Annotated in this window: 20 protein-coding genes; 10 read left to right on the top strand and 10 right to left on the bottom strand. The window is 65.9% G+C overall.

From position 1 onward, the window contains the following. Positions 1-63 precede the first annotated feature (63 nt). Positions 64-1,704: a flavin-containing monooxygenase gene (locus tag CLM60_RS05010; RefSeq protein ID WP_095588077.1), complete on the top strand. Its 1,641-nt coding sequence runs from the start codon at positions 64-66 to the stop codon at positions 1,702-1,704. 6 nt (positions 1,705-1,710) lie between these two features. On the opposite strand, the gene CLM60_RS05015 is transcribed toward CLM60_RS05010, so the two are convergent. The 3 genes from CLM60_RS05015 to CLM60_RS05025 form a co-directional block, all read right to left on the bottom strand. Then, a complete protein-coding gene (locus tag CLM60_RS05015; protein ID WP_095588078.1) occupies positions 1,711-2,595 on the bottom strand; it encodes a helix-turn-helix domain-containing protein in 885 nt (294 codons plus the stop codon). Positions 2,596-2,674: 79 nt separating this feature from the next. Continuing rightward, the gene (acmB, locus tag CLM60_RS05020) at positions 2,675-3,868 is read right to left on the bottom strand and encodes a methyl acetate hydrolase AcmB (RefSeq protein ID WP_095588079.1); all 1,194 of its coding nucleotides are present in this window, start codon (positions 3,866-3,868) and stop codon (positions 2,675-2,677) included. A gap of 97 nt (positions 3,869-3,965) precedes the next feature. Then, positions 3,966-4,982, bottom strand: a complete 1,017-nt coding sequence (locus CLM60_RS05025) for an AraC family transcriptional regulator (RefSeq protein ID WP_095588080.1) — start codon at positions 4,980-4,982, stop codon at positions 3,966-3,968. Between the two features lie 223 nt (positions 4,983-5,205). Here CLM60_RS05025 and CLM60_RS05030 point away from each other — a divergent pair, with 223 nt between their 5' ends. Further along, entirely contained in the window at positions 5,206-8,217 is a 3,012-nt protein-coding gene (locus tag CLM60_RS05030; RefSeq protein WP_095588081.1) for a di-heme-cytochrome C peroxidase, read from the top strand. A 21-nt stretch (positions 8,218-8,238) separates the two neighbouring features. Here CLM60_RS05030 and CLM60_RS05035 read toward each other — a convergent pair whose 3' ends face one another. From CLM60_RS05035 to CLM60_RS05055, 5 genes are all read right to left on the bottom strand, one after another. Beyond that, entirely contained in the window at positions 8,239-9,285 is a 1,047-nt protein-coding gene (locus CLM60_RS05035) for an ABC transporter ATP-binding protein (RefSeq protein ID WP_095588082.1), read from the bottom strand. Beyond that, complete coding sequence (locus CLM60_RS05040; RefSeq protein ID WP_095588083.1) at positions 9,273-10,529, bottom strand: MGH1-like glycoside hydrolase domain-containing protein; 1,257 nt, start codon at positions 10,527-10,529, stop codon at positions 9,273-9,275. Before CLM60_RS05040 ends, CLM60_RS05035 begins: the two co-directional genes overlap by 13 nt. Next, complete coding sequence (locus tag CLM60_RS05045) at positions 10,526-11,746, bottom strand: carbohydrate ABC transporter permease (RefSeq protein ID WP_095588084.1); 1,221 nt, start codon at positions 11,744-11,746, stop codon at positions 10,526-10,528. The genes CLM60_RS05040 and CLM60_RS05045 overlap by 4 nt, the downstream gene beginning before the upstream one ends. Continuing rightward, complete coding sequence (locus CLM60_RS05050) at positions 11,743-12,939, bottom strand: sugar ABC transporter permease (RefSeq protein WP_245848218.1); 1,197 nt, start codon at positions 12,937-12,939, stop codon at positions 11,743-11,745. Before CLM60_RS05050 ends, CLM60_RS05045 begins: the two co-directional genes overlap by 4 nt. Positions 12,940-13,048: 109 nt before the next feature. Then, positions 13,049-14,407: an ABC transporter substrate-binding protein gene (locus CLM60_RS05055; RefSeq protein WP_095588086.1), complete on the bottom strand. Its 1,359-nt coding sequence runs from the start codon at positions 14,405-14,407 to the stop codon at positions 13,049-13,051. Between the two features lie 342 nt (positions 14,408-14,749). Between CLM60_RS05055 and CLM60_RS05060 the strand changes: the two genes are divergently transcribed. From CLM60_RS05060 to CLM60_RS05090, 7 genes are all read left to right on the top strand, one after another. Beyond that, positions 14,750-15,946: an ABC transporter substrate-binding protein gene (locus tag CLM60_RS05060; protein WP_095588228.1), complete on the top strand. Its 1,197-nt coding sequence runs from the start codon at positions 14,750-14,752 to the stop codon at positions 15,944-15,946. Positions 15,947-15,953: 7 nt separating this feature from the next. After that, positions 15,954-16,802, top strand: a complete 849-nt coding sequence (locus tag CLM60_RS05065) for a carbohydrate ABC transporter permease (protein WP_245848220.1) — start codon at positions 15,954-15,956, stop codon at positions 16,800-16,802. Further along, entirely contained in the window at positions 16,789-17,676 is an 888-nt protein-coding gene (locus tag CLM60_RS05070; protein ID WP_245848222.1) for a carbohydrate ABC transporter permease, read from the top strand. The genes CLM60_RS05065 and CLM60_RS05070 overlap by 14 nt, the downstream gene beginning before the upstream one ends. A 3-nt stretch (positions 17,677-17,679) precedes the next feature. Beyond that, entirely contained in the window at positions 17,680-18,750 is a 1,071-nt protein-coding gene (locus tag CLM60_RS05075) for an ABC transporter ATP-binding protein (RefSeq protein ID WP_095588087.1), read from the top strand. A gap of 194 nt (positions 18,751-18,944) precedes the next feature. Continuing rightward, on the top strand, positions 18,945-19,541 hold the full coding sequence (locus tag CLM60_RS05080; RefSeq protein ID WP_095588088.1) for a helix-turn-helix transcriptional regulator: 597 nt from the start codon (positions 18,945-18,947) through the stop codon (positions 19,539-19,541). A 171-nt stretch (positions 19,542-19,712) separates the two neighbouring features. Then, positions 19,713-20,570 (top strand): sulfotransferase domain-containing protein, encoded by an 858-nt coding sequence (locus tag CLM60_RS05085; RefSeq protein ID WP_095588089.1) that lies wholly within the window; start codon positions 19,713-19,715, stop codon positions 20,568-20,570. Continuing rightward, positions 20,567-21,712, top strand: a complete 1,146-nt coding sequence (locus CLM60_RS05090; RefSeq protein WP_095588090.1) for a glycosyltransferase — start codon at positions 20,567-20,569, stop codon at positions 21,710-21,712. The genes CLM60_RS05085 and CLM60_RS05090 overlap by 4 nt, the downstream gene beginning before the upstream one ends. Before the next feature lie 4 nt (positions 21,713-21,716). On the opposite strand, the gene CLM60_RS05095 is transcribed toward CLM60_RS05090, so the two are convergent. Next, positions 21,717-22,556 carry a sulfotransferase family protein gene (locus CLM60_RS05095; protein ID WP_095588091.1) on the bottom strand — a complete coding sequence of 280 codons (840 nt, stop codon included), beginning with the start codon at positions 22,554-22,556 and terminating at the stop codon, positions 21,717-21,719. Positions 22,557-22,681: 125 nt separating this feature from the next. After that, complete coding sequence (locus CLM60_RS05100; RefSeq protein ID WP_095588092.1) at positions 22,682-23,884, bottom strand: glycosyltransferase family 2 protein; 1,203 nt, start codon at positions 23,882-23,884, stop codon at positions 22,682-22,684. Between the two features lie 130 nt (positions 23,885-24,014). Here CLM60_RS05100 and CLM60_RS05105 point away from each other — a divergent pair, with 130 nt between their 5' ends. Beyond that, positions 24,015-25,313 carry a polysaccharide biosynthesis/export family protein gene (locus CLM60_RS05105; protein WP_095588093.1) on the top strand — a complete coding sequence of 433 codons (1,299 nt, stop codon included), beginning with the start codon at positions 24,015-24,017 and terminating at the stop codon, positions 25,311-25,313. Positions 25,314-25,318: the final 5 nt, after the last annotated feature.

The raw sequence follows: 25,318 nt of genomic DNA on the forward strand, positions 1-25,318 counted from the left end.
TTGCAAGTCATCCGTGCGCGCTTTGCGGCGGGTGACCGGGCTATTTGATCAAGGGAGGAACAGATGACCCAGAAGATTGACGCATTGGTGATCGGTGCGGGTGTTGCCGGGCTGTATCAGCTTTACCAGCTGCGGCAGGCAGGGTTCGACGTGCATGGCGTCGAGGCCGGATCCGATGTCGGGGGGACGTGGTACTGGAACCGCTATCCGGGGGCGAAATTCGATTCCGAAAGCTATATCTATCAGTATCTGTTCGACGAGGATCTGTACAAGGACTGGACCTGGAGCGAACGCTTTCCCGGCCAGCCCGAGATCGAGCGCTGGATGCACTATGTCGCCGAGCGGCTGGACCTGCGCAAGGATTTCACCTTTTCCAGCAAGGTCACAAGCGCCGATTACGACGCCGCCACCGGGCGCTGGCAGGTCCAGACCGATACAGGCGAAAGCTATGACACGCAGTTCCTGATCGGCTGCACGGGCATGTTGTCGGCGCCGCTGGAAAACCGCTTTCCCGGTCAGGACAGCTTCCACGGGACCATCGTGCATACCGGGCGCTATCCCAAGGAAGGCATCGACCTGGAAGGCAAGCGGGTGGGCGTGATCGGCATCGGGGCGACGGGGATTCAGGTGATCCAGACCATCGCGCCGGTGGTCGAGCACATGACGGTCTTTGTCCGGACGCCGCAATATGTGCTGCCGATGAAGAACCCCAAATACGGGCCGCAAGAGGCGCAATGGTACAAATCCCGATTTGACGAGCTGAAGGGAAACCTGCCCGCCACCTTTACGGGGTTCGAATATGATTTCGAACATAAGTGGGCCGATCTGACCCCCGATCAGCGGCGCGATGTGCTGGAAGAGATCCACGCAGACGGTTCGTTGAAGCTGTGGCTCGCCTCGTTCGCCGAGATGTTCTTTGACGAAGAGGTCAGCGCCGAAATCAGCCAGTTCGTCCGCGAGAAGATGACCGCGCGGCTGAAGGACCCGGCGCTGATCGACATCCTGGTGCCCAAGCCGGGCGATTACGGTTTCGGCACCCATCGCGTCCCGCTCGAGACCGACTACCTGGAGGTTTATCTGCAGGACAATGTCGAGGCGGTGAATGTCCGCGACAACCCGATTGCCGAAATTGTCCCCGAGGGGATCCGGCTGGAGGACGGCACCGTTCATCCGCTGGATGTCATCATCATGGCGGTCGGGTTCGATGCCGGGTCGGGGGCGCTGGCGCGGATCGACATCACCGGGCGCTATGGCATGCGTCTGCGTGACGAGTGGAGCAAGGATATCCGCACCACGCTGGGCATTCAAAAATACGGGTTCCCGAACCTGTTCATGACCGGCGCGCCGCTGGCGCCCTCGGCCGCGCTGTGCAACATGACCACCTGTCTGCAGCAACAGACCGAATGGATCACCGATTGCATCAAGGCGATGCGCGACCGGGGCGTTTCGGTGATCGAACCCACCGCCGAGGGCGAGGATGACTGGGTCCGCCACCATGACGAGACCGCGAACGCCACGCTGATCGCCCGGACCAACAGCTGGTATACCGGGTCGAACGTGCCGGGCAAACCGCGGCGGGTCCTGTCCTATACCGGCGGCGTCGGGACCTATCGCGCCAAGTGCCAGGAGATCGCCGATAACGGCTATCCCGGGTTTGCGATGTCACGCGCCGGGGCCGAGGCCGAAACCACCACCGCCGGCTAGGGCCGGTTACTGCGCCCGCCGCCGAAAGACGGCGGGCGTTTGCCCGAACGCGGCCGCGAACATGCGCGTCAGATGCGCCTGGTCGGCAAAGCCGCAATCGACCGCGATGGCTTTGATCGGTTCCGATCCGGTGGCCAGCATGTGCCGAGCCCGCGCCAGGCGTTGCGCGGTGACAAACGCATAGGGCGGCTTGCCAAAGCTGCGGCGGAATTCGCGGGCAAAGCGGCAGGGTGCCATGTCCAGCGCGTCGGCCAGCGCCTTCAGGTCCAGCGCCGTGCCAAGATGGGTGTCGATGAAATCCACGATCCGGCGTTGCTGGGCCGGTGTCAGCCCGCCCGCGCAACCGGGCGGGGGGATGCGGATCGCGGCATAGCGGCGCAAAAGGTGCACGATCAACCCGCGCGCGACGGCATCGACATAAAGCGCCCCGCCCAGGCCTTTGGCGCGGGCCTCGCCGGCGATGGCCTGAAGCGCGTGGGTCATCACCGGATCGTCGGTGCGCAGCACGTCGTTCAGCGTCACCTGCGTCACGGCGCAATCCATCACCTCGCTCGCGACCTGGGACACCAGTTGCCCCGACAGATAGACATGGGTCACGTCGATGGGTTTGTGCCAGTTCCAATAGGCGCGCTGGGCCCGGGTCAGCAGCGACGCCGCGCCGGGCCCCAGCGTCTCGCGGGTCCAGCGCCCGTCGAACCGGCGCTGCATCGGGGTGACGCCGGTGCGATAGCCCACCAGCATGAAATCCTGCATCGCCGGAACGATCACGTCCTGACCTTCATAGTGATAGGATCGCAGGGCGACGTTTTTCCATCCCAACCCGTCGCTGGCCAGCAGCACCCGGCCCGGCACCCAGTCGGGCAGTTCGGCATAGTCGATCAGATCTTGCATCGCGCGCCTCCTCCTTGAACGCGCGACGCGGGAAGCGATGCCCGCCCCCCGCGCCGATTGTCGTCGAAAGGCGGTGATCTCAGGCCGCTTTGGCCGCTTCCATCGCCTGATAGACGGCGGTTTCGAAATCCAGATAGGCCGGGAACGAGACCGGATCGCCAAAGGGCAGGATCTGTGTCGCCCAATAGCCGCCAAAGCCGTTCTTACGGTCGATCCAGTAAAAGCTGTTGGCCAGCCCCGCCCATCCGATCGCCCCCGCCGGGCGGCCCGTCGGCGCGGTCTCGACATTGACCATGAAGGTATAGGACCAGTCCTTGGCCAGGCCGGGGAAGAATTCGGCGTCGTTGGACAGGCTGGGGATCACGCCGGGCAGCATCGTCACCTTCTGCGGCGGGACCAGCGCCCCGCGCACGGCCCAGTCCACGGTTTCAGGCTTCAGAACCCGCCCATGCGGCCCCGCACCGTCGTTCAGCCACATGCGGATGAACTTCATGTATTCCGGCACCGTGCCATAAAGCCCGTGCCCGCCCATATCGACCTCGGGCGCATCGGGCAGGGCGAAATCGTCCATCGGGGTCAGCGACCCGTCCGCGCCCCGGGCGTGGATCGTGGCGGTGCGGGTCTTCATCGCGTCGGTGCGGGTAAAGGCGATCTCGTCCATGCCCAGCGGGTCGAACACCTGCTCGCGCATGACCTGGCCCAGCCGCTTGCCGCGAATGCCCTCGACCACCTGGCCGACCCAGTCGATATTGGTGCCGTATTCCCAACGGGTGCCGGGATCAAACAGCAGCGGCGTTTCGATGCACGCGCGGCTGGCGCTGACCACCGACGGCTGGCCGTGTTCCTCGGCCAGGCGGTTGTAGGTTTCGTTGAAGAAATCATAGCCGAACCCGGCGGTGTGCAGCATCAGCTGGCGCGTTGTGATGTCGGTTTTCGGCGGCCGCAGCTTGGGCTGCCCGGCGTCGTCGAACCCGTCGATCACCTGCAGCGCGCCGATGGCGGGGGCATAATCCCGCGCCGGTGCGTCCAGATCCAGAAGCCCCTCTTCGACACATTGCAGCGCGGTTGTGCCCGCAATGGCCTTGGTGGTCGAGAAGATCGCGAAAACGGTATCCGCGCTCATCGCGCCATCGCCCAGGCGCCGGTCGCCCGCCGCGCCGGAATAGATGTCGCCGTCGCGGTCGGTGACCATCGCGACCACGCCCGGGACCCGGTCCGGGCCGCTGACGGCTGTGTTCAGAACGGCATCGCAGGCCGCTTTCAGATTGCTCATGTCTTCCTCCCTTGGCATTCGCGGACTTCAGCCTAGAGCGCGTCGCCGGGGCGCACTGTTCGCAAACGGCAGCCGCTGTCCGAAACCGGAAGGAAACTCAGTCGCCGCCCGGCCGGGCCCGCGCGCGGGTATGCGAGGGCAATTCGCCGAACCGTTCGCGATACCGCCCGGCCAGCGCGCCGAAATTGGCAAAGCCCCAATCGGCGGCGATGTCCGATACGGTGCGATGCGCCGGTGCGGTGCGCAAGTCGTGGTGCAGCCCGTCCAGCCGCCGCGCGATCAGGAAACCCCGGGGCGAGATCCCGCGAAACCGCCGAAACCCGCCCGACAGGGTGCGCGCCGACACGCCGACACGCTGGGCGATGTCGCCGATGGTGGGGGCGGCGCGGGCCTCGGCCTCCATGATCTCCTCGGCCTGCCGGACATAGCGCGGCGCGGCGCAACGGGCGCCCTGGTCCAGCACCACACCCGCCCCGGCGGCCCATTGGCGCAGGAGCTCCAGGCAGATGATCTCTTCCAGGTGCCGCCCCAGCGCGCCGTCCGCGGGCACCGGGCCGGGGCCGTTGAGCGTCCGCGCGGCATAGTCCAGCAACCGCAGCCAGGCCGATTGCGGCCCGCCGAACTTGATCCGGCTGGTCCAGAGCGTGTCGTCGGGCACGAAGCCGAACCAGCGCTGGGCCGTTTCCTCCATCACCTGATGGGGGATGGTCAGGTTGAACTGCATGTGGTCGGGGTCGCCCTGAAGCCAGTAATCGGTGCGCGAACAATCCACCACGAAGCTTTCCCCGGCCCGGGTCGTGGCGGGCGCATCGTGGCTTTGGTGGCTGAGCGCGCCGCGCAGCGTGTTCAGCACCAGGATATTGCCGGCCTCGGGGTCGAAGCGGTCCAGATAGATGCCGGTTCCATAGGAAAACCGCGTCATCGTGACCCGCCCGGCCTTGGCCGAGATCATCGTCGCATCGGGGCGCGACAGCCGTTCCAGCGGACGCACCCGATAGGGCATATAGACGGATTTGCAGAATTCCTGCACCTCGTCCCAATCGGTCGAATGGGTCCGCCTGTCATGACGAATGGGAAGCCCCAGAGAATCCAGGACAAGTGCCTCTTCCAGCATCTCGCGCTCCTCCTCGCGATGTGGAAACGGTGTCAGCCTAGCACGAAATCGGTCGCGATGCGGCCCTGTTGTCTAAGACTTTGGTGGCGGATCCCTGTGGGGCGTGGATGTTGCGGATGCCCGCGATACCCCGGTGCCTAGCCAGCGGGGGCCGATTCGTGGTCTAATGGTTCCGCGCCACCCGTATTCAGGCGCCTGAAATTTATTGTTTAAAGAGGTTGTCATGGGACGTATTTTCACGGCGTTCTTCATCCTGTTCGCGTGCGCTGCGCGCGCCGAACCTTTTTCCGCCAACGATGTTTCCATCCTGCTCGAGGCACCCGCGCGCGCCAGCGATCCGCGCTTGCCGGTGCCGCAATCGATCCTGCCCGACGCGCTGGCCACCGCCGCTGGTGCGGCTGTTGCGGCGGTCAACGATCTGCCCACGGCGGTGGCGCAGATCGATACCGCTTTGCTAACCGACCGCCGCGCGCAATGGCATGTGGCGTCGATCCGGATCGATCCGGGCGCGCCGGGGCTGGGCCATGCCTTTGCCCCGTTTGGCCGCAATCTGCAGATCCGGCTGGTGGTGCAGCCGGTGAATTTTCAGGACCCCGCGCCAGTCCGGGACGAGGCGGTGCATCTGGTCTATGACTTTGCCCAGCCGGTGTCGGGCGCGAAACAGCAGGCCAGCGGATGTGCCTTTCGCGTGCTGCCGGACCAGGGCGACATCGATGCGTTTCAGGCGGCATTGGACGATCTGTCGGCGCTGAAACGCGATCTGGCCGCGCTGGGCGTGCAGACGGATGGCGCGCCCTTGGGGGTGCATCCGGCGTTCGCCGATCCGGCCGCGGCAGAGCTGTTGATCATCCGGCTGGCGGCGTTTCTGGACACGCATCTGGACGCTGGCCGCCTGTCGGCGCTGTCGGTGGCGGGGCTGCCGCCTGATGCGCCCGAGCCTTGGGTGTTCCTGGCGCTGCAACGCGACGGCGACGGGTTCCGTCCCATTCCCGGCCCCGCCATCGCCCAGCCCGCACAGACAGGTGCGATCCCGAATTTCCAGCAGATGCTCAGCTTTCTGGACGACCCGCAGAATGGCGCGGTGGTGCCGCCGGGCCTGACGCGGAACGGTCAGCCGGTCGATTGTCTGGCGAATTTCCTGCTGCCCGGGCTGAACCTGCCGCAGCCCGATGGCGCGGCGGGCGTGGCGACCAGCACCCTGTTCGGTGCGGGGGCCAACAGCCCCGAAAGCGCCGCGCAGGTCGCCTCTGTCATCGCCGATCCCGAGCGCGCGCATTTCTTCAACACCGATTGCGTCAGTTGCCATACCGAGACCCGGCGCGCGCTGGATGCCGCGCCCGATCCCGGTGCGATGGCCGCGCAGATCGCCGGGGCCGAAGGGATCGTGGCCGATGATCTGCCGCGCAGCCCCGATGGGATGGGCGACCGGTTCGACCGGTGGAACATCCGTGCCTTTGGCTGGTTTCCGGGCTTTCCGCCCACGTCCGGCCGTGCCCATGCCACCGTGACCCGCCGCACCGCGCGCGAAACCGCCGAAGTGGTGGCATGTCTGAACACCGGTGACTGGGCGCGGACCGACCGCCCCTGCATGGCCAGCGACAGGGCGCAGGTCATGGATCAGGGCTGGCCGGATCAGATCCGCCGCATGTTCTATCACACCAGCCAGGGCGGCGCGATCATGCCGCTGTCGTGGTTTCTGGCGCTGGACGATCCGGCGGGCGATGGGCGCTTTGCCGCGCCCGAAAACCTGGCGCGCTACGGGCTGTTGCCGTCGCCCGCCGATCAGGCGAACCCCCATGGGCTGCCGGTCGGGCTGGCGGTGACGGATAACGGCGCGGGCGAACAGATCGGGCTGAACTGCGCGGCCTGCCATACCGGCGAGGTGATCGCGGGCGGGCAGCGGCTGCGGGTGGATGGGGCGCCGGCCAGCTTCGATTTCGACCGTTTCGCCACCGATCTGGCCCAGGCGGTGCGCGCCACGGGCCAGTTGCGGTTTGACGATCCCGCCGGACCGCAGCCCGCGCCGCGGCTGGCGCGGTTCATGCAGACCCTGGGCACGATCGATCCCGCGGGCCTGGGGGCGCCGGATGATTTCGTGCCCCGCTTTCTGGCCTTTGCCAGCGCGTTTTCGGGACAGATGGCGCAGCGCAGCCCGGCGCATCCGTCGGGGCCGGGGCGGGTGGATGCGCTGACCCAGATCGTCAATGCGATCGCGGTCAAGGATCTGGGCATCGCCGCGAACCTGGCGACCCCGCGTGCGCCGACCAGCTATCCGCCGCTGTGGCTGGCCGACCGGCTGGAGTTCGTACAGTGGAACCTGGCCGTCGCCGATCCGTTCGCACGCAACGTGGGACAGGCGCTGGGGGTGTTCGGCACCGTCCGGCTGGACCCCGAGGCGCTGTTCGATTCCTCGGCCGACAGGGCCGCGCTGGAGCTTTACGAGACATGGATCTCCGATCTGGCGCCGCCCCCCTGGCCCGAGGATCTGCTGGGCCCCATCGACGCGGATCTGGCGTTACAGGGCCGCGATCTGTTCGCCGCCGGGTGCGAGGGATGCCACAACGCGCCACCCTTCCGGATGACGCCCGCCACGGACAACCTGACCGGCGCCGCGTTCATCAAGGTGGGCGCGATCCCGTCGGCCGTGGCGCAGACCGACGCCGCCTATACCCGCGCCTTCACCGGGCGCTGGGCGGTAAGCGGCCCACTGGCCGAGCTTGCGGGTCTGCCCCCCGTGCTGCCGGCGGCGGGGCTGTTGCAGGCGGTTGTCACAGGGGTGGTGGACAAGGCGCTGGCCACCGGCGGACCGGGGGGCGCCCGGCGTTTGCGGCCCGCCGATCACCCCGATTGCACCCGCAACCGCCCGGCGGACGCGGTGCCTGCGCCCTGCGGCTATGCCCCGCCGTTTGGCGGCGGGGCGTTGAAGGCCGGGCCGCTGATCGGGGTCTGGGCTACGGGGCCTTACCTGCATAACGGGTCGGTGCGCACGGTCTATCAGGTGATCTCGCCCCCGGCCGAGCGCGAGGCGGTCTTTTTCATCGGCGACCGCACCCTGGATGCCGGGCGTCTGGGGTTTGTCAGCACCGAGCAGGACGGCGCGTTCCGGTTCGATACCCGCGTGCCCGGCAATGGCAATGGCGGGCATTTCTTCTGGGAAACGCCGTTCACCCACGAACAGAAGCTGGCGATCATCGAATACCTGAAGGACCCCGCGCGTTTTCCCATGGACCGCTAGCGCGCGGGGGGGGCGCGGCGGTCAGATCGCCTTGTCGTCGCTGTCGAAGAAATGCAGCCGCTCGGGCGGGGCGATCAGGCCGATCCGCGCGCCTTCGCGGACCGGCGTATCGCCGTCCGCGCGCACGGTGATCCGGCCCAAAGGCCCGCAATCGACGATCAGGAACGTATCGGCGCCAAGGTATTCCAGCACATCGACCGTGCCGTCGGCGATGCCGTCGCCCGGGGCGCCGATGCCGATATGTTCGGGGCGGATGCCCAGCCTGACGGCGGGGCGTTCCCCGGCATAGGCGCCGCCGCGCCCGCCCGCCAGCGTGAACCGGCCGCCGTCGGTCTGGCAGTCCATCACGTTCATCTTGGGCGAGCCGATGAACTGCGCCACGAACAGGTTCGCGGGCCGTTCGTACAATTCGCGCGGGGTGCCCACCTGGGCGATCACGCCGAATTCCAGCACCACGATCCGGTCGGCAAGCGTCATCGCCTCGACCTGGTCATGAGTCACATAGATCATCGTCCGCTTCAGCGTTTGGTGCAGCTTGGCGATCTCATAGCGCATTTCGACCCGCAGCGCGGCGTCAAGGTTCGACAGCGGCTCGTCGAACAGGAACGCGGTGGGGTCGCGCACGATGGACCGGCCGATGGCCACACGCTGCCGCTGCCCACCCGAAAGCGCCTTGGGCCGGCGATCCAGATAGGGTTCCAGCTTCAGCACGCGGGCGGCCTCGTGCACCTTGGCGTCGATCTCGGCCTTGGGGGCGCCGGCGGTCTTCAGCGAAAATCCCATGTTTTCGGCCACCGACATGTGCGGATAAAGCGCATAGGACTGGAACACCATCGTCAGCCCGCGTTTCGACGGCGGCTCGGCGGTCTTGTCGGCGCCGTCGATCAGAAGCCTGCCACGGCTGATCTCTTCAAGCCCGCCGATCATCCGCAGCAGGGTGGATTTGCCACAGCCCGAGGGGCCGACAAAGACCACGAATTCGCCATCCTCGATTTCCAGGTCGATGCCCTTGATCACCTGCAGGGTGCCGAACCATTTTTCGACCTTGTCCAGGGTTATGCTGCCCATTCTGCCCTCCTTGCGCTGTCCGACGCCCAGGCCAGCCAGATCGCGGCGGTCCAGGTGAAATTGCGCCCGCCCGCCGGGGCGCCGTCGCGGGGATCGAAATATTCGGCAAAGCCGTTTTCCGCGATCATGTCGCGGGTGTTGATGCGCAGCGCCTCGGCCCGGTTCGGGTGGCCGCTTTCGGACAGGCCGCGCGCGATCAACATGTTCATCATCGCCCAGACCGGCCCGCGCCAATAGCGTTTGGGTTCATAGGCGGGATGCGCGGGGTCGGTCGACGGGACGGCATGGCGGGTCAGTCCCGCGATCCGGTCGAATTGCGGCAGCATCCGGTCGCCGCCGATCCCGGCATACCAGCTCAGGAAGGACGCGTTCGTCACCACGCCGGTATGCGTGCCCGTGCGCAGATCGACGCAATCATAGGTGCCCGCCCCGGCATTCCACAGCTGTTCCGCACCGCGCGTGATCTCGTCAATCCAGCGGTCCAGCCGGGATGTCGGCTGGCCGAACCCGGCGGCCAGCGCGCGCAGGTCGCGGGTGGCGCGCAGCAGGGTGAAGGTCATCGTGGGATCGGCCACGCGGAACGGCGCGACCTGCTGCAAATGCGCGTCGTCCCAGCCGCAATCGGCGCCCAGCTTCACCAGGTGCAGATAGCGGTCATAATCCCAGCGGCGCGGGCGTTCCCCGGCCTGTACATGGGTCGTGTCGCGGCGGTCATATGCGTTGATCCCCGCCGGTTCGATGGCGGCCAGCGGCGCGTCCCAGTCGGGGCAATTGTCGCGGCCGGTTTCCCAGGGGTGGGTGACGAAAATGGCGCCGCCCGCGTTGCGCCAGGTCATGAACCAGCGGTGCCAGTCGATCAGCTTCGGGATCAGCCGCCGCGCCCGGTCGCCATGGCTTGGGTCCATCGCAAGCAGCCAGCGCACGAAGGTCGCCGCGATGGGCGGCTGCGATATCCCCGAGGACGGCACCGGCCCCACCCCCCGCCAGATATCGGGGCCGGGGAAATAGCCGGGATCGACCCGGTGGAACAGGATATGCGGCACCATGCCATTGGGCCACTGGCCCGCCAGCAGCGTTTCGATTTCCGTCCAGGCGCGGTCCATGTCATGGGTGGCAAAGCCGATGGCGGCAAAGACGCTGTCCCAGTTCCACTGATAGGGGTAAAGCCCCGCCGTCGGCACGGTATAGCCGCCCCGGTCGTTCGCCTTCAGGATCGCGCGGGCCTCGTCGTCGCGGGGGCTCATCCCTTCACGCTCCCGGCGGTCAGGCCCTTGGTCATGAACCGTTCCAGCCCCAGAAACAGCGCCATGATCGGCACCGTTGCCACCACCGCCCCGGCCATCAGGTGCTGGCGCGGGATCTCGGACGAGTTGAGAGAGGCGATGCCGCGCGTCAGGGTGAATTTCGACGGGTCGTCCAGCAGCATGAAGGCCAACAGGAATTCGTTCCACGCGATCATGAAGACATAAAGCGACACGCTGGCCAGCGCGGGCAGCGACAGCGGCAGGGTGATCTTCCAGATCACCGCCAGCCGCGACAGCCCGTCCATCAACCCGGCCTCTTCGACCTCGGCCGGCAATCCGCGGAAATACCCTTGCAGCATGTAAAGCGCGACGGGGATGGTGGTCACCGGATAGATCAGGACGATCCCGAAGATCGTGTTGCGCAGCCCGGTCATCGAGAACGCGATATAGATCGGCAGCGCCAGCACAATCATCGGCACCATATAGATCAGCAGGATCGACCGCGAGAACACAGCCCGCCCCCGGAAGCGCAGCCGCGCCACCGCATAGGCGCCGGGGATCGAGAACGCCAGCGTCAGCAGCACGGTCAGGACCGAGACATAGAACGAGGTCCACAGATAGCTGCCGAAGTTGAAATCGGCGAACAGCTCGACATAGCTGCGCAGCAGACCCCAGCCCCGGGACAGGTCGATCGAGAAATCCAGCGGGTTCTGGATCAGCTCGGACTGGTTCTTCAGGCTGGTCATGACCATCACATAGAACGGGATGGCGACAATCGCGGTGAAGAAGATATAGCCGAAACCGGTCAGGAACCGGATCACGGCATCCTCGAATTCGTGCCGTGTCAGCGCGCCCGCACCGGGCAGGGCGTGCAGGATCATCTGGATCGACCCGCCAAAGCCCGCCCCAAGCACCGCGTTCCCGGCAATCCGCCAGACCGCCCCGGCGCCGTCACCGGCGGCGATGGGCGCCAGACCCGGCAGCGACAGGGCCGCCAGGGCCGCCCCGGCGGCCAACGCGGCCCCCCTTGGCCCCGGGCGCATCGCCGCGACCCCGCCGCCGATCACCGCCCCGGCCAGCACCGATATCAGCAGCGCCGGGCGGAACGGATCGCCGGTTGTAAAGGACATCAGCACCGCCAGCGTGAAGGCCAGAACAACCAGCCAGAGCGCCCCCAGAACGGGGCCGGTGACATATCCGTGACGCAGCAGGTTCATAGCCCCTCTTCCCGGCTGACAAATCGGAAGAAAAAGACCGAAAACACCACCAGGCAGCAGAACACCACCACCGCCACCGCCGCGCCCGCGCCGATATTCGAAATCGCGAAGGCCTGTTCATAGACATTGACCGTCAGGGTGCGCGTCCCGGCATTGCCGCCGGTCAGCAGGAAGATGTCGTCGAACTTGTTGAACGTCCAGATGAACCGCAACAGGAACAGCACGCTGAGAATCCCCAGAAGCTGCGGCAGGCTGAGATACCAGAATTTCTGAAAGGGCGAGGCACCGTCCATGTCGGCAGCCTCGTATATATCGGTGTCGATGCTTTGCATCCGGGCCAGGATGAACAGGAACGACAGTGGGAAATAGCGCCAGATCTCGAACACGGTGACCATGATCAGCGCCAGCGGGCGTTCGCCGAAGAAATTGATCGCCGAGCCGGTGATGCCCATCTGCAGCAGCAGCGCATTGGCCGAGCCCGAGAACGGATCGAACAGGATGATCCAGGCAAAGGCCACCGCGATGACCGGCGCGACATAGGGGAACAGGTACAACCCCCGCAAGATCCCCTGGCCGCGGAATTCCTTGTTCAGCAGCAGCGCGGCGAACAGGCCGAAGATCAGCGCGCCCAATGTGCCGAAGACGGTATAGAACACCGTCACCCCGAAGACGCCCCAGAACTCGTCCCCGCTGAAGATGCGCCTGAAATTGTCCAGGGTGAATTCGAAATTCGTCAGGATGCTGTTGCTTTGTCCGGTAACGATCGGGGCGCTTTCCTCGGCGGCGTTTTCGGCCGCATCGGCATCGCCTTCAATCGTCACGAACAGCTCGACCCGGTCGCGCGCGCCACCTTGCAGGTCGCCCAGGTCACAGGTGAAATCCGCGCCGTCGAAGACACAGCGCGGATCGGCCGTGACCACGCGCAGCCCATCGGGCAGCCGGTCGGACAGCGTCACGCCGGATATCGGTTCGGTCTGCGACGAATTGCGGACGCGGAATTCCAGCCGCAGCTTGTCATCCGATCCACGGAGCGCCTCGCGCACCACCGGCGCGGGCGGGCGCAGATCCGCCAGCCCGATGGGCTTGAAGCTGATCCAGAAGATCGCCAGCAGCGGCAGCGCCACCACCGCCGACACGATGGCAAGCGTCGGCAGCAACAGGCCCCAGGCCAGCCGCGCCTCGCGCTTCAGCAACGGGCCGGTGGTTTTCGGGGGTCCCGATACCGGTTTGCTCTGGTCGGTGATGGTGCTGTCCTCCGGTCCTGGCGGGCGGCCGGCGCGATGGGCCGCCCGTTGGTCGGGCTTATTCGATTGCGGCCAGTTCCTGGTTCATCTTGGCCACCGCGTCGGCCGACGAAAGGTCGCCATCGATGACCTCGCGGACGATGCGGTTGATCGCCTGGCTGTTGATGATCTTCGATGCCAGCGCCAGTTGGCCCTCGTTCACGCCCCAGCGTTGCGCCACGTCCAGGCCGCCGACGATCTCGTCGATCATCGCCGCGTCATAAAGCGCGCTCAGCGGTGCGCGGCGGTCGACCCCGACATCCAGCTTCGACCACGCATCGACGAAAGCGGTGGGGTTGTCGGGCGTGCCGCGGCGCACCGGGAACTTGCCCTCGGGCGCGATGGACAGCGTCTGGGCATAGCCATTGTCCATCGAATATTTCACGAATTGCTGCGCCTCGTCGAAATCGGCATCCGCCGTGATCCCGAAATAGCGGATATCGCCCCAGGCCGCGCCATCGGGGTTCGACGGGCCGGCGAAATTGGTCACGATCCCGGTTTTCGACGCCAGCTCGGCCGAGGTCGGGTCGTCGGTGATGGTGGGCGGCGCGCTGTCGCGCAGGCCGGCCAGTTCGTCCAGGATGAAGGGCGACCAGATGATCATCGCCGCATTGCCCGCGAAATACAGGCTGCGCGACTGGTCCCAATACAGCTCGCCCTCGGGCGAGGCATCGGCCAGCGTCTTGTAGAAATCCAGCACCTCGACCGTCTTCGCGGGGTCGAAACCGGCAAAGCCATCGGGCCCGACCGGGGTGGCGCCATTGGCCAGGAAGACATGTTCCAGAACCTGGCTCATGAAATTCTCGTCCACCTTGGTGGCGGCGACGAAGCCGAACATCTCGGGCGGGTTGTGCAGCGCCCCGATTGCGGCGGTGACGGCGTCGAACGTGGTGGGGGCGGCCAGACCTGCGGCGTCGAACAGGTCCTTGCGATAGACGATCATCTGGGTCCAGCCATCGGACGGAACGCTGGCCCAGCCATCGTCGGTGCGCGCCATGTTCAGCGCGCCGGGGGCAAAGGTGCCGGTGTCCAGCGCCTCGATCACCTCGGTCGCGGCTTCGGCATCCAGGATCCCGGCGTCGACCCAGGGCAGGGCGTATTGCAGCGTGTGATAGATCACATCGGGCAGGTCGCCCGCGGCAAAGGCGGCGGTGGCCCGGGTGCCCATATCGGTTTCGGTCACCGGTATCACCTCGACCCCGATACCGGTTTCGGCCTCGAACGCGCTGGCCATCTCTTGTTGCTTGGCCAGGCGTTCGGGTTGTTCTTCGATGGTCCAGAAACGGATATCCGCAAGGGCGGCCTGGGTGCTCAGGACAAGCCCCAGCGCGGTCGGGGCTGCGCAGCGCCACAGGTAATTTCGCGATTTGGCCGACATATATTCACTCCCAATCAAATTTGATTCTTACCGATCATTCAAAAATTGGTACCGCATGTCCCGCCACATTACCACCGTGGCCCGGTTCGCGCGATGGGCGTGCGTGGGCGCCAGCCGCACAACTCTGTCTTGCAATCGGTGCCGCCAGACCGCACCATCGGGCCGATACCGGTGATCGCACCGGATCCAGCGAACGGATCACAGGGACCGAAAACAACAGCGATGCGCGACATTCGACAGGCCCCGCCGACACGCCCCGCCCGGGCGATTTCCAACAGATGCAAAACCACATCCGCACGACGGCCCTGGCGCCGGTTCCTGTCCGGGACGGCCGTGGCCGCGATGCTTGCGGGCGGCGCGCAGGCGGCCGATCTTGAGGTCGTGCATTGGTGGACATCGGGCGGCGAGGCCGCAGCGGTGCAGGTGCTGGCCGATGCGTTCAACGCCACCGGGCACCGCTGGGTCGATGGTGCAATTGCCGGGGGCGGCGGCACCCAGGCGCGCCCGGCGGTCATCAGCCGGTTGCTGGGCGGCGACCCGATGGGCGCCACGCAATTCAACCACGGGCAACAGGCGCGCGAACTGGTCGAGGCCGGGCTGATGCTGGACCTGACCGAACTGGCGCAGGCCGAAAACTGGCACGCCGTCGTACATCCGCCCGATCTGCTTCAGGCCTGTACCGTTAACGGGCGGATCTATTGCGTGCCGGTGAACATCCATTCCTGGCAATGGCTGTGGCTGTCGACGGACGCGTTTCACAAGGCGGGGCTTGAGGTCCCGCAGGACTGGGCGGGGTTTGTCGCTGCCGCCCCGGCATTGCGTCGCGCGGGGATCGTGCCGTTGGCGATCGGCCCGCAGGACTGGGAGGCATCGAACGCGATCACCCAGGTTCTGGCCGTGGCCATCGCGGGGCCCGACGCCTGGCGCGCGGTGAATGTCGACCGGGATGCGGCCGTGGCGCGGGGGGCGGACTATGCCGCTGTGTTCCAGGCCGCCGAGACCGCGCGCGCAATGTCGCGCGGATCGCACGCGTCCGACTGGAACCAGGCCACCGGCATGGTGATCGACGGCCGGGCGGGCGGGCAGATCATGGGCGACTGGGCGCAGGGCGAATTCGCCGCCGCCGGGCTGGTGGCGGGGAAGGATTACGAATGCCTGCCCGGTTTGGGCATGACCCCGGTGATATCGACTGGGGGCGATGCGTTCTATTTCCCGAAACAGGACGATCCCGACGTGACCGCCGCGCAGCTGAAGCTGGCCTCGGTCATGATGTCGCCCAAGGTTCAGGTGGCGTTCAACACCGCCAAGGGCGCGTTGCCGGTGCGGGGCGATGTCGATCTGGACACTGCCAACAGCTGCATGCGCAAGGGGCTGGCGATCCTGTCGCAGGGCCAGGTCCTGCCCAGCACCGAGATCGTCCTGCCGCCCGATACCGTGGCACAGATCGACGATCTGATGGCGCGGTTCTGGGCATCGCCCGACATGACCGCCGCCGAGGTTCAGGACCGCTATGCCGATCTTATCGCCCGGGCAAGATAGCCGGCCCATGCCCGGACGCGCGGCGCCCTGGGCGATGGGCGTCATGGCGGCGATGGCGCTTGTGGCGTTGCTGATCTTCGTCCTGTTTCCGCTTTGGACCGTGGCGCATTCGCTGACCGGGTCGCGGCTTTTGCCAAACGGGCCTTGGGTCGGGCTGGCCCAGTACGAACGGCTTTGGACATCAGAGCGCTGGCTGATCTCGGTCGGTAATCTGGCGATATATGCCGTGGGGCTGCTGTCTGGCGCGCTGGGCATCGGGGCTGGGCTGGCGGTGCTGCTGGACCGCCGCATCCGGGCCGAGGGGCTTTTCCGCGCGGTCCTGCTTTACCCCTATGCGCTGTCCTTCGTGGTGACGGGGCTGGCCTGGCAATGGATGCTGAACCCGACCTTTGGCCTGCCGGGGCTGGCGCTGCTGTCGGATCCCGATCTGGCGATCCATGGCGTCGTGATGGCGGGGCTTTGGCAGGGGTCGGGGATCGTCGCGGTCCTGATCCTGTCGGGTCTGCGCGCCATCGATGACGATATCTGGAAGGCGGCACGGCTGGACGGCATCGCGGTCTGGAAAACCTATCTGTTCATCGTGTTTCCAATGCTGCGCGGTGTGCTGGCGACGGCGACCGTGCTGGTTCTGGCATCGGCGATCAAGCTGTTCGACCTGGTGGTGGCGCTGACCGGGGGCGGCCCGGGCCTGTCGACCGAGGTGCCGGCCAAATATGTCTATGACATGATGTTCGAAAATCAGAACCTGGGTCAGGGCTTTGCCGCGTCGACCATGATGCTGACGCTGGTTCTGGTCGTGATGCTGTGCTGGGCGGTCGCGGTCTGGTGGATGGGGCGGCGGCGTGATCATCGTTGAACACCCCGAAAGCCACGCCGGGCGGGGGTGGCGTCTGGGCCGGGTCGTGGTCCATGTCACGCTGGCGGTGGTGTGCCTGTTTTACCTGCTGCCGCTTTACGTGATGGTCGTGACGGCGCTGAAACCGATGGCCGAGATCCGCGCCGGTCACCTTCTGGCGCTGCCTGCGGCGCCGACGCTGGCGCCCTGGGCGGCGGCCTGGTCCACGGCCTGCACCGGGCTTAGCTGCGACGGGCTTGCGCCGGGGTTCTGGAATTCGGTCCGGATCCTGGTGCCGTCGGTGCTGTTGTCGGTCGCGATCGCGTCGCTGAACGGCTACGTGCTGGCCTTTTGGCGGATGCGCGGCAGCCAGGTTCTGTTCGCGGTGCTGATCTTCGGCGCCTTCATCCCCTATCAGGTGCTGCTTTATCCGATGGTGATGCTGCTGCGGGGCTTGGGGATCTATGGCGATCTGACGGGGCTGGTGCTGGTGCATGTGCTTCTGGGGCTGCCGATCCTGACGCTGCTGTTCCGAAACTTTTTCGCCGGGTTGCCGCCTGACCTGATCCATGCCGCCCGGATCGACGGCGCGGGATTCTGGGGTGTGTTCCTGCGGGTGCTGATGCCGCTGTCGGCGCCTGTCTGCGCGGTCGCGCTGATGTTGCAGGTGACGGGGATCTGGAACGACTTTCTTTTCGGGATCGTCTTTGCCCGGCCCGAAACCTATCCGATGACGGTGCAGCTGAACAATATCGTGAACGCCACGCAGGGGGTGCGGCTTTACAATGTCGACATGGCCGCGACGTTGCTGACCGGTCTGGTGCCGCTGATGGTCTATGTCGTGGCGGGGCGGCTTTTCCTGCGCGGGCTGTTGTCCGGCGCGGTGCGGGGCTAGGGCATGGGCAAGGTCACGCTGCGCAACCTGTCGCTGTCCATCGGCCCCGAGCGGGTGCTGGACGATCTGAACCTGACCGTCGAACAGGGCGAGCTTCTGGTGCTGCTTGGGCCGTCGGGATGCGGCAAATCCACCCTGTTGCAGGCCATCGCCGGGCTGACGGGGATTTCCGGCGGTCAGGTGCTGATCGACGGGCGCGACATGGCCGGGGTCGATCCCGGCAGGCGCGGCATCGGCATGGTGTTCCAGTCCTATGCGCTTTATCCGCAGATGAGCGTGCGCGGCAACCTGCGCTTTGCGCTGAAGAACGCGGGCCTGCCCCGGGCCGAGATCGCCGCGCGGGTGGACCGGGTGGCCGCGATGCTGCAACTGGACGGGGTGATGGCGCGCAAACCGTCGGCGCTGTCGGGTGGGCAGCGTCAGCGCGTCGCTATCGGGCGGGCGCTGGTGCGGGATGCCGGGCTGCTGCTGCTGGACGAGCCGCTGTCCAATCTGGATGCCCGGCTGCGCAATGATCTGCGGGCCGAGATCCGGCGCCTGCACGATGCGACGGGCCGCACGATGATCCATGTCACCCATGACCAGGTCGAGGCGCTGGGCCTTGCCGACCGGATCGCGGTGATGCAGGGCGGCCGGATCGTGCAGGTGGACACGCCAGAGCGGATCTATCGCCAGCCCGATACGCTGTTCGTGGCACAGTTCATCGGTGCGCCGGGGATCAACCTGGTGCCCGGCCAGGTGCTGCGCGACGATGACGGCTGGGCGGTTGCCACCGATCTGGGGCGGATCGGGCTGGATGGCCCGCCGCGCGCGCCGGGGCAGGTTCAGCTGGGCCTGCGCCCCGAGCATTTCGTGACCGACACGCAGCCGCGCCCGGGTGCGATCCGCGCCCAAGTCGACCGGGTCGAGCCGCTGGGCGCCGATACCTATCTGCATGTGACGGCCGCCGCGCAGCGGCTGGTGGTGCGGGCGCTTTCGGGCCGTGACATCCCGGCGCCGGGCGCCACCGTTTACCTGAGCCCCGATCCCGCGCAGGCGCTGCTTTTCGATGCGCAAACCGGGCGGCGGATGTGATCCGACACGGACAGGTTGACCCGCGACGGCGCTGCACCCTTTGAAAACTGCGCCTTATGGGCTAGGATTCCCGCGTCGGATTTGCGGCGATATTTGGGTACGGGACCGTATTTCAGGGTCCATGGTCTGCTTTTCGGCTTGTGTTTTGGGGTGTGCATTTTTTGTTGCGATGCTTTTTGAGGGAAGCTTTTCAGATGCCTATAGCGATTGTCAGCCGCGATGCGGTGCTGCGCGACAAGCTGTTGCATTTGTGCAGTGAACGGGTTTTCAGAACCGTATCGGTGCATGATGTCGCCGCCGAGATCCAATCCATGACCGATGGCACGGTGGTGCTGATGCATGTCACCGATACCGGGCGCCGCGTGCGATGGGAAATCCAGAACCTGCGGGCCAAGTTCGCGGCGGTCAAGATCGTGCTGCTGACGGCGGTGCGGCTGACCGATGCGATCCGGGGGGAATTCGCGGCGCAGGTCGACGCGGTCGTCCCCGAGGGGCAATCGGCCGACACGCTGATCGGCGCGCTGGCGGTGGTGCGCGACGGCTATCGGCTGGTCTATCCCGAAACCGCCGCGAACGGGCGCGACCGCCGGTCGTCCGACGCGCCATCGAACCTGTCCAAGCGCGAGCGGATGATTCTCAGACATCTGTGCGAGGGAGGCTCGAACAAGGATATCGCCAATGATCTGGGCATCTGCGAGGCCACGGTCAAAGTGCATCTGCGGGCCTGTTTTCGCAAAATCGGCGCCAAAAACCGGACTCAGGCCGCAATGTGGGCGATTGAGAAACTGTGACTGGACCCGGTGTGGCGAAACTGGCCAGGATGCGATCAGTGCTGCCCGAGTCTGCGGCGCAGCCGATACAGTCATCCCGCGAAAGCGCTTGAATTCGCCGGGATTTCCTTTGCCGGTTGCTTTGGCGAAATCCATGCTGAATAAGTTTGGGCGTCGTTCTGATTATTTTGGATGGTTCGAGTGAAACCAGAAGTCATAGGAATTGGGGCGCAGAAATGCGCATCGTCCTGGATCCACGCCATTTTGGGCGCACACCCCGATGTCGGTGTGTCCGATCCGAAGGAAGTCGATTTTTTCAGCTATTATTTCGATCGTGGTTACAAGTGGTACGAGGGGCATTTCAGCGCCTTTGCCGACAAGGCGGTGCGCTTCGAAAGCTCGCCCTCGTATTTCTATGATCCGCGTTCGCCGGAGCGGGCCGTGGCCTATCACCCGGGGATGAAGGTGCTGGCGTTGCTGCGCAACCCGGTGGAGCGCGCCTATTCCAACCACCTGCACGAGGTGGTCAAGGGCCACATCCCCGCCTGCCCGTTCGAGGAAGGGGTGCAGAACAACCCGACCTATCTGGAACAGGGGCGTTATGGCACGCATCTGTCGCGCTGGTTCGATGCCTTTCCGCGCGATCAGATCAAGGTGATGTTTGCCGAAGATATTTCGAATGATCCCGCAGCGGCGGCGGCGGATGTGTTCCGCTTCATCGGGGTCGACAGCGATTTCGTCAGCGGTGTGTTCTCGGAACGTCGCAATGAAAGCGACCGCGCCAAGCATCCCGCGCTGCGCAGCACGCTGCGCGCGGGCGGCGACTGGCTCAGGCGTCAGGGTCTGGAAGAGCCGCTGATGAAGGTCAAGGCCAGCCCGCCGGTCGCGGCGCTGCTGAAATACAACAAGGTCGAGGTGCGGGACGAGATCCCCAAGATGCGGCCCGAAACCCGCGCCGAACTGGTCGACCGTTTCGCCCCCGAGATGGCGACGCTGCGGGCGCTGCTGCCCGATCAACCCCTGCCATGGGACGATTGGGGCCGCGCATGACCCGGCTGATCGTCTTCGGGTTCGACGCAGCCGAGGCCGCCCAGATCCGCCGGATCCGAAGCTATCTGTCCAGCGGGTTCGCGGTGCAGGGTTTCACCATGCGCCGTGACAACATGAATTCCGATTTCACGCCCTTCTGGCCCAACATCCACCTGTATGACGTGGCCAATGAAAGCATCCTGCGGCGGATCAAGGCGATCCTTGGCTCGGTGCTGAAGGTCGCGCGCCACCGTGATGTGCTGCGCGGCGCCGATGTGATCGTGGCGCGCAATCTGGACATGCTGGCCATCGCCGTGGCGGCGCGCTGGCTGACGCCGGGGGAAAAGCCGCCGGTGATCTATGAATGCCTGGATATTCACGGGCTGATGACCAATCCCGGGATCAAGGGGCGGATCTTTCGCTGGCTGGAACGTCGGTTGCTGGCGCATACGGCGTCGATCATCGTATCCTCGCCCGCTTTCGTGTCGCAGTATTTCGAACCGGTTCAGGGGTGGGCGGGGCCGGTCACGCTGTTGGAAAACAAGCTGTGGATCGATGATGACAACCTGACGCGCCCCGCGCCCCAGCCGCGCGACATCCCCGCTGAGGCGCCGCTGACGCTGGGCTGGGTCGGCACGCTGCGCTGTCCGCGAAGCCTGGATCTGTTATGCGCGGCGGCCGATGCGCTGGGCGACCGGCTGCGGGTCGAACTGCACGGGGTGGTGCATGACCACGCGCTGCCCGATTTCCACGACCGGGTCGCGGCGCGTTCCAACATGGATTACCTGGGCCCCTATGACTATCCCGACGGTCTGGCGCCGATCTATACGCGCTGTGATATGGTCTGGTCGCAGGACCTGTGGCAATGGGGCACGAATTCGACCTGGCTCTTGCCCAACCGGATTTACGAGGCCAGCTTCTTTGGCTGCCCGTCCATCGCCGTGGCGGGGTGCGAGACCGGCGACCGGGTGGCCGCCGGGCTGGGCTGGACCATCGACGCGCCCACCGCCGAGGATCTGATCGCGCTGCTGCGGGGTCTGACACGTGAACAGGTCGAACAGATGCGCCTGTCATTGCTGGGTATGCCGGAACACGCGTTTCGCCTGACCCCCGACGAGGTGCGCGCCGCCATTCGCGCGCCGATGATCGTGGACGAGGTCTAGCGGCTCACACCGGCCACTGATCGAAGGGCAGGCCCGACATTTCGCGGAACCGGTCGGCATCGGCGCGCAGCGCGGCACCGGCCTGTGCCAGTATGTCGTCGTTCAGTTTCGGCGGCACCCGCGCCTTGCCGCGGGCCAGCATCCGGCGGCCGAAATCCCGCATCTCGCGCGAGATCAGCGGATCCAGCATCCGCCCCGCTTTCGACCGCCACAACCGCTGAACCCCGCGCGGCATCCGTGCGATGGACCCCGCATCGTTCTGGGCGCCGATATCCGCGACCGGGATGCTGTCGACCCCGATATGGGCACAGACCTGATCCATCACCGCCTGCGGTTCGGTGCGCAGCTGGTCGAAATCCAGCATCAGGATCTGCGCGCGGTCGAACACTTGCAGATAGGTATCCATCTGCGCGGCATAGCGGCTGGTTTCCAGCATGTGCTGGCCGTTTTTGGTGTCCAGGATCTCTTCGGGCGCGACATCCATATGCCCCAGCTGCCACGCATGCACGTAATGCGAGGCGAACCGCGCCACCGGGTCCCGTGCCAGAAAGATCAGCCGCGCATCGGGCGAGGACGCGGCCAGGTTCTGTGGCACGCGGGGGAAGATATCGTGCTTGGTGTAGTTCGGCGAAACCTCGCCATAGATCTTTTTCCCCGGCTCGAACTGGCTCAGATACCATTTGCGGCCCAGGCTGTGGTTGGCGGAGTCGATGAAGTAATCGGTTTCCTTCATCCGCGACATGCCCACATCGGGATGCGCCAGCAGATAGTGATAGAGCGTCGTCGTGCCGGCCTTCATTGCGCCGATCACTGCGAAGTCGGGGATATTACGGTCTGAAATCATAAGCTTAACGGTAATGAAACTCTGTGCCCTGTCCTGGCGCCCACTCTAGCGCATCTGGGGTCGATTGAAACAAGCCGATGCGCCGCCGGGCCGGGGCGCCAGCCATTGGCGGCGGATCGCCGGGGTTAATAGGCATATGCCTGTTCGGGCAGCAGATCGCGTTCCGTGACGGTCGGGCGCGCGGTGTCGCCCGCCGGGCGCGACCGCGACAGGGCGGCGCAGAACCGGGCGATCCGGGCGGCCTGGGCCAGCTTTCGTTCACGCAGCGCGACCTTGAACCGCCAGGCGGTGCCGCGGGCCAGCGCGCGGGTCACATCCGCCCCGGCGGGACCCTGTTGCGGCAGCGCGGCCAGCTTGCGGCGCATATCCGGCTCGTATGCCTCGGCGCAGCCATGTTTGCCCGCCATCGCCCGGCGACAGATGGCCAGTTCGGTGTCCGACAGCGGCAGATCGGGGCAGGCCTGAACGGCGGCCCGGAAATCGTCCAGCGCGGCGTCCCAATCGGTGCGCCGGGCATAGACATTGGCGCGCTGCAACAGCGCCGCGCGTTCGGCCAGCGGCGCATCCGCGTCGAACATGGCCCGGTAAAGCGACAGCGGGATCGCATCGCGGAACGGGGCAAACACCGCGCGGTCGGCCTGTTTCCAGACATCGTCGGATTTCGCCGCCGCATGCTGTGCCCCCGCCGGGCCGCGTACACCGTCATGCTTGCGTTGCAGGAACAGCGCGTCCTCGGTCAGGGCGACGGGAAACCGCGCCGCCAGCCGCACGATCATGTCATAGTCGATCGAGCGCGGCAGATCCTCGCGAAACGGACCCACGGCGTCGTAACAGGCGCGTCGGACCATCGTGGCATTCTGAAAGATAAAGATGTCCTCGAGCAGATGCCGCAGCGGCGATCCGGTCGACAGGTCGGGCCAATAGCCCGGCCCGGTTTCGATCCGCGCGCCGGTGTCGGGATCGGTGCGGAACCGGCGATAGCTGCCGCCCGCGACACCCGCCGCGGGGGTGCTGTCCAGCAGCCCGCCCAGCGTTTTCGCCGCATCCGGAAGGGCGATGTCATCGTCGTCGCAGATCCAGATATAGTCGCCCTGCGCCTGCTCTATCGCGGCGTTCAGCGCCCGTGACTTGCCACCGTTTTCCGCCTGGAAATAGCGGATCGGCCCGGTGATGCCCTGAACCACGGTTTCGGTGTCGTCGGTCGACCCGTCGTCCCAGACGATGATTTCCGCAACCGGGCGGGATTGTGCCAAGAGCGAGGACAAAGCGTCGGGCAGAAACTGCGCCCGGTTAAAAGTTGGTACAATAACGGAAATCGAACTTGTCATCACTTGCCTGAAACGCGCTTTGCTTGACTGCACCTAGCAACTAGGTTTGAAGAAATGCAAACGAAAACCTTTTCAATGCAGGCTCTCGGGCCGACAGGTGTCGTGCCCCAGCCGCGGAGACGTGAAATTCATGCACAAAGCGCGTAAATGGTTCCTTGGTACGCTGATGGCGTTCGCGATGGTGGGGGGAACCCTGCCTGCGGCACTGGCACAAGAGTCCGGCAAGGTGGCCGATTACCGGCTGGGCAGCCTGGACCGGGTCGCGGTCAAGGTCGTGGCCTGGGATTCCACCAGCCTGACCTTTACCGAGATGGTGGCGTTGAGCGGCGAGTATACGATTTCGCAGGATGGCACGCTGATGCTGCCGGTTCTGGGCGTGGTCGATGCCGATGGCCTGACCCCCGCCGAGTTGGCCGATGCGATCTCGTTCGATCTGCAACGCATGATCGGGATCGAAGAACCCCCCAGCACCACGGTTTCGGTGGCGCAGTATCGCCCGGTCTATGTGCTGGGCGACGTGCAGCGGCCGGGGGAATATGCCTATCGTCCCGGCCTGCGGGTGGGACAGGCGATTGCGATTGCCAGCGGCTTCTTCCGCTCGCGCGAGGATGACGGCACCGGTGCGGGCCGCGAGGCGATCCGCGCGGGCGGGACCTTGCGCGAGCTGCGGCTGGATCTGGCGCGGCGCAAGGTGCAGGAGGCCCGGTTGCTGGCGGAATCCGAAAGCCGCGACGATTTCAACGCGCCCGAAGGTGTGATCCATCCCGATGGCGATGCGGCGATGGCCGATCTGGTCGCGCGCGAGAAACAGCTTTTCGCCGCCCGGCAGGAGGCGCTGGAGCGTGAACATGAATCGCTGCTGGAAAGCATGCGTCTGCTGGAAACCGAGATCGGCGCGCTGGAGGGCAAGCGTGGCGGCCTGAACCAACAGGTGGCGATGATGCGCGAATCGGTGGGGAACATGGAAACCCTGCTGGAGCGCGGTTTGGCGCGGTCGCCGAACCTGATTGCGATGCAGCGCGCGCTGATCGACCTGGAGGCGCGGCAGCTCGATGCCGAAACCCAGGTGTTCCGCGCCCGGCAGGAGATCGCAGAAACCGAACGCCGCATTGCCGATCTGCGCGACCGCCGCGCGACCAATGTTCTGGACGAGGTGCAGCAGGTCCAGGCCGAGATCGCCCGGCTTGAGGTGCGCATCGCCACCACCCAGCAGATCGTGCTGGAAACCGGGGCCGAGGCGGTTCTGCAAACATCGGAAGAGCCGCTGACGCTGGTGCCGCAATATTCGATATCGCGCGAGGTCGATGGCGAGCTGACGCGCATCCCCGCCGATCAGGACACGCTGCTGATGCCGCTGGACCTGTTGCAGGTGGATTGGGTCCAGCCCGAGGCGCTTGCCGCGTCGGGGTCCGAAACCGCGACGCAGTAAGGCCG

It is taken from the genome of Actibacterium ureilyticum, assembly GCF_002285435.1.
Taxonomy (GTDB): Bacteria; Pseudomonadota; Alphaproteobacteria; order Rhodobacterales; family Rhodobacteraceae; genus Actibacterium_C; species Actibacterium_C ureilyticum.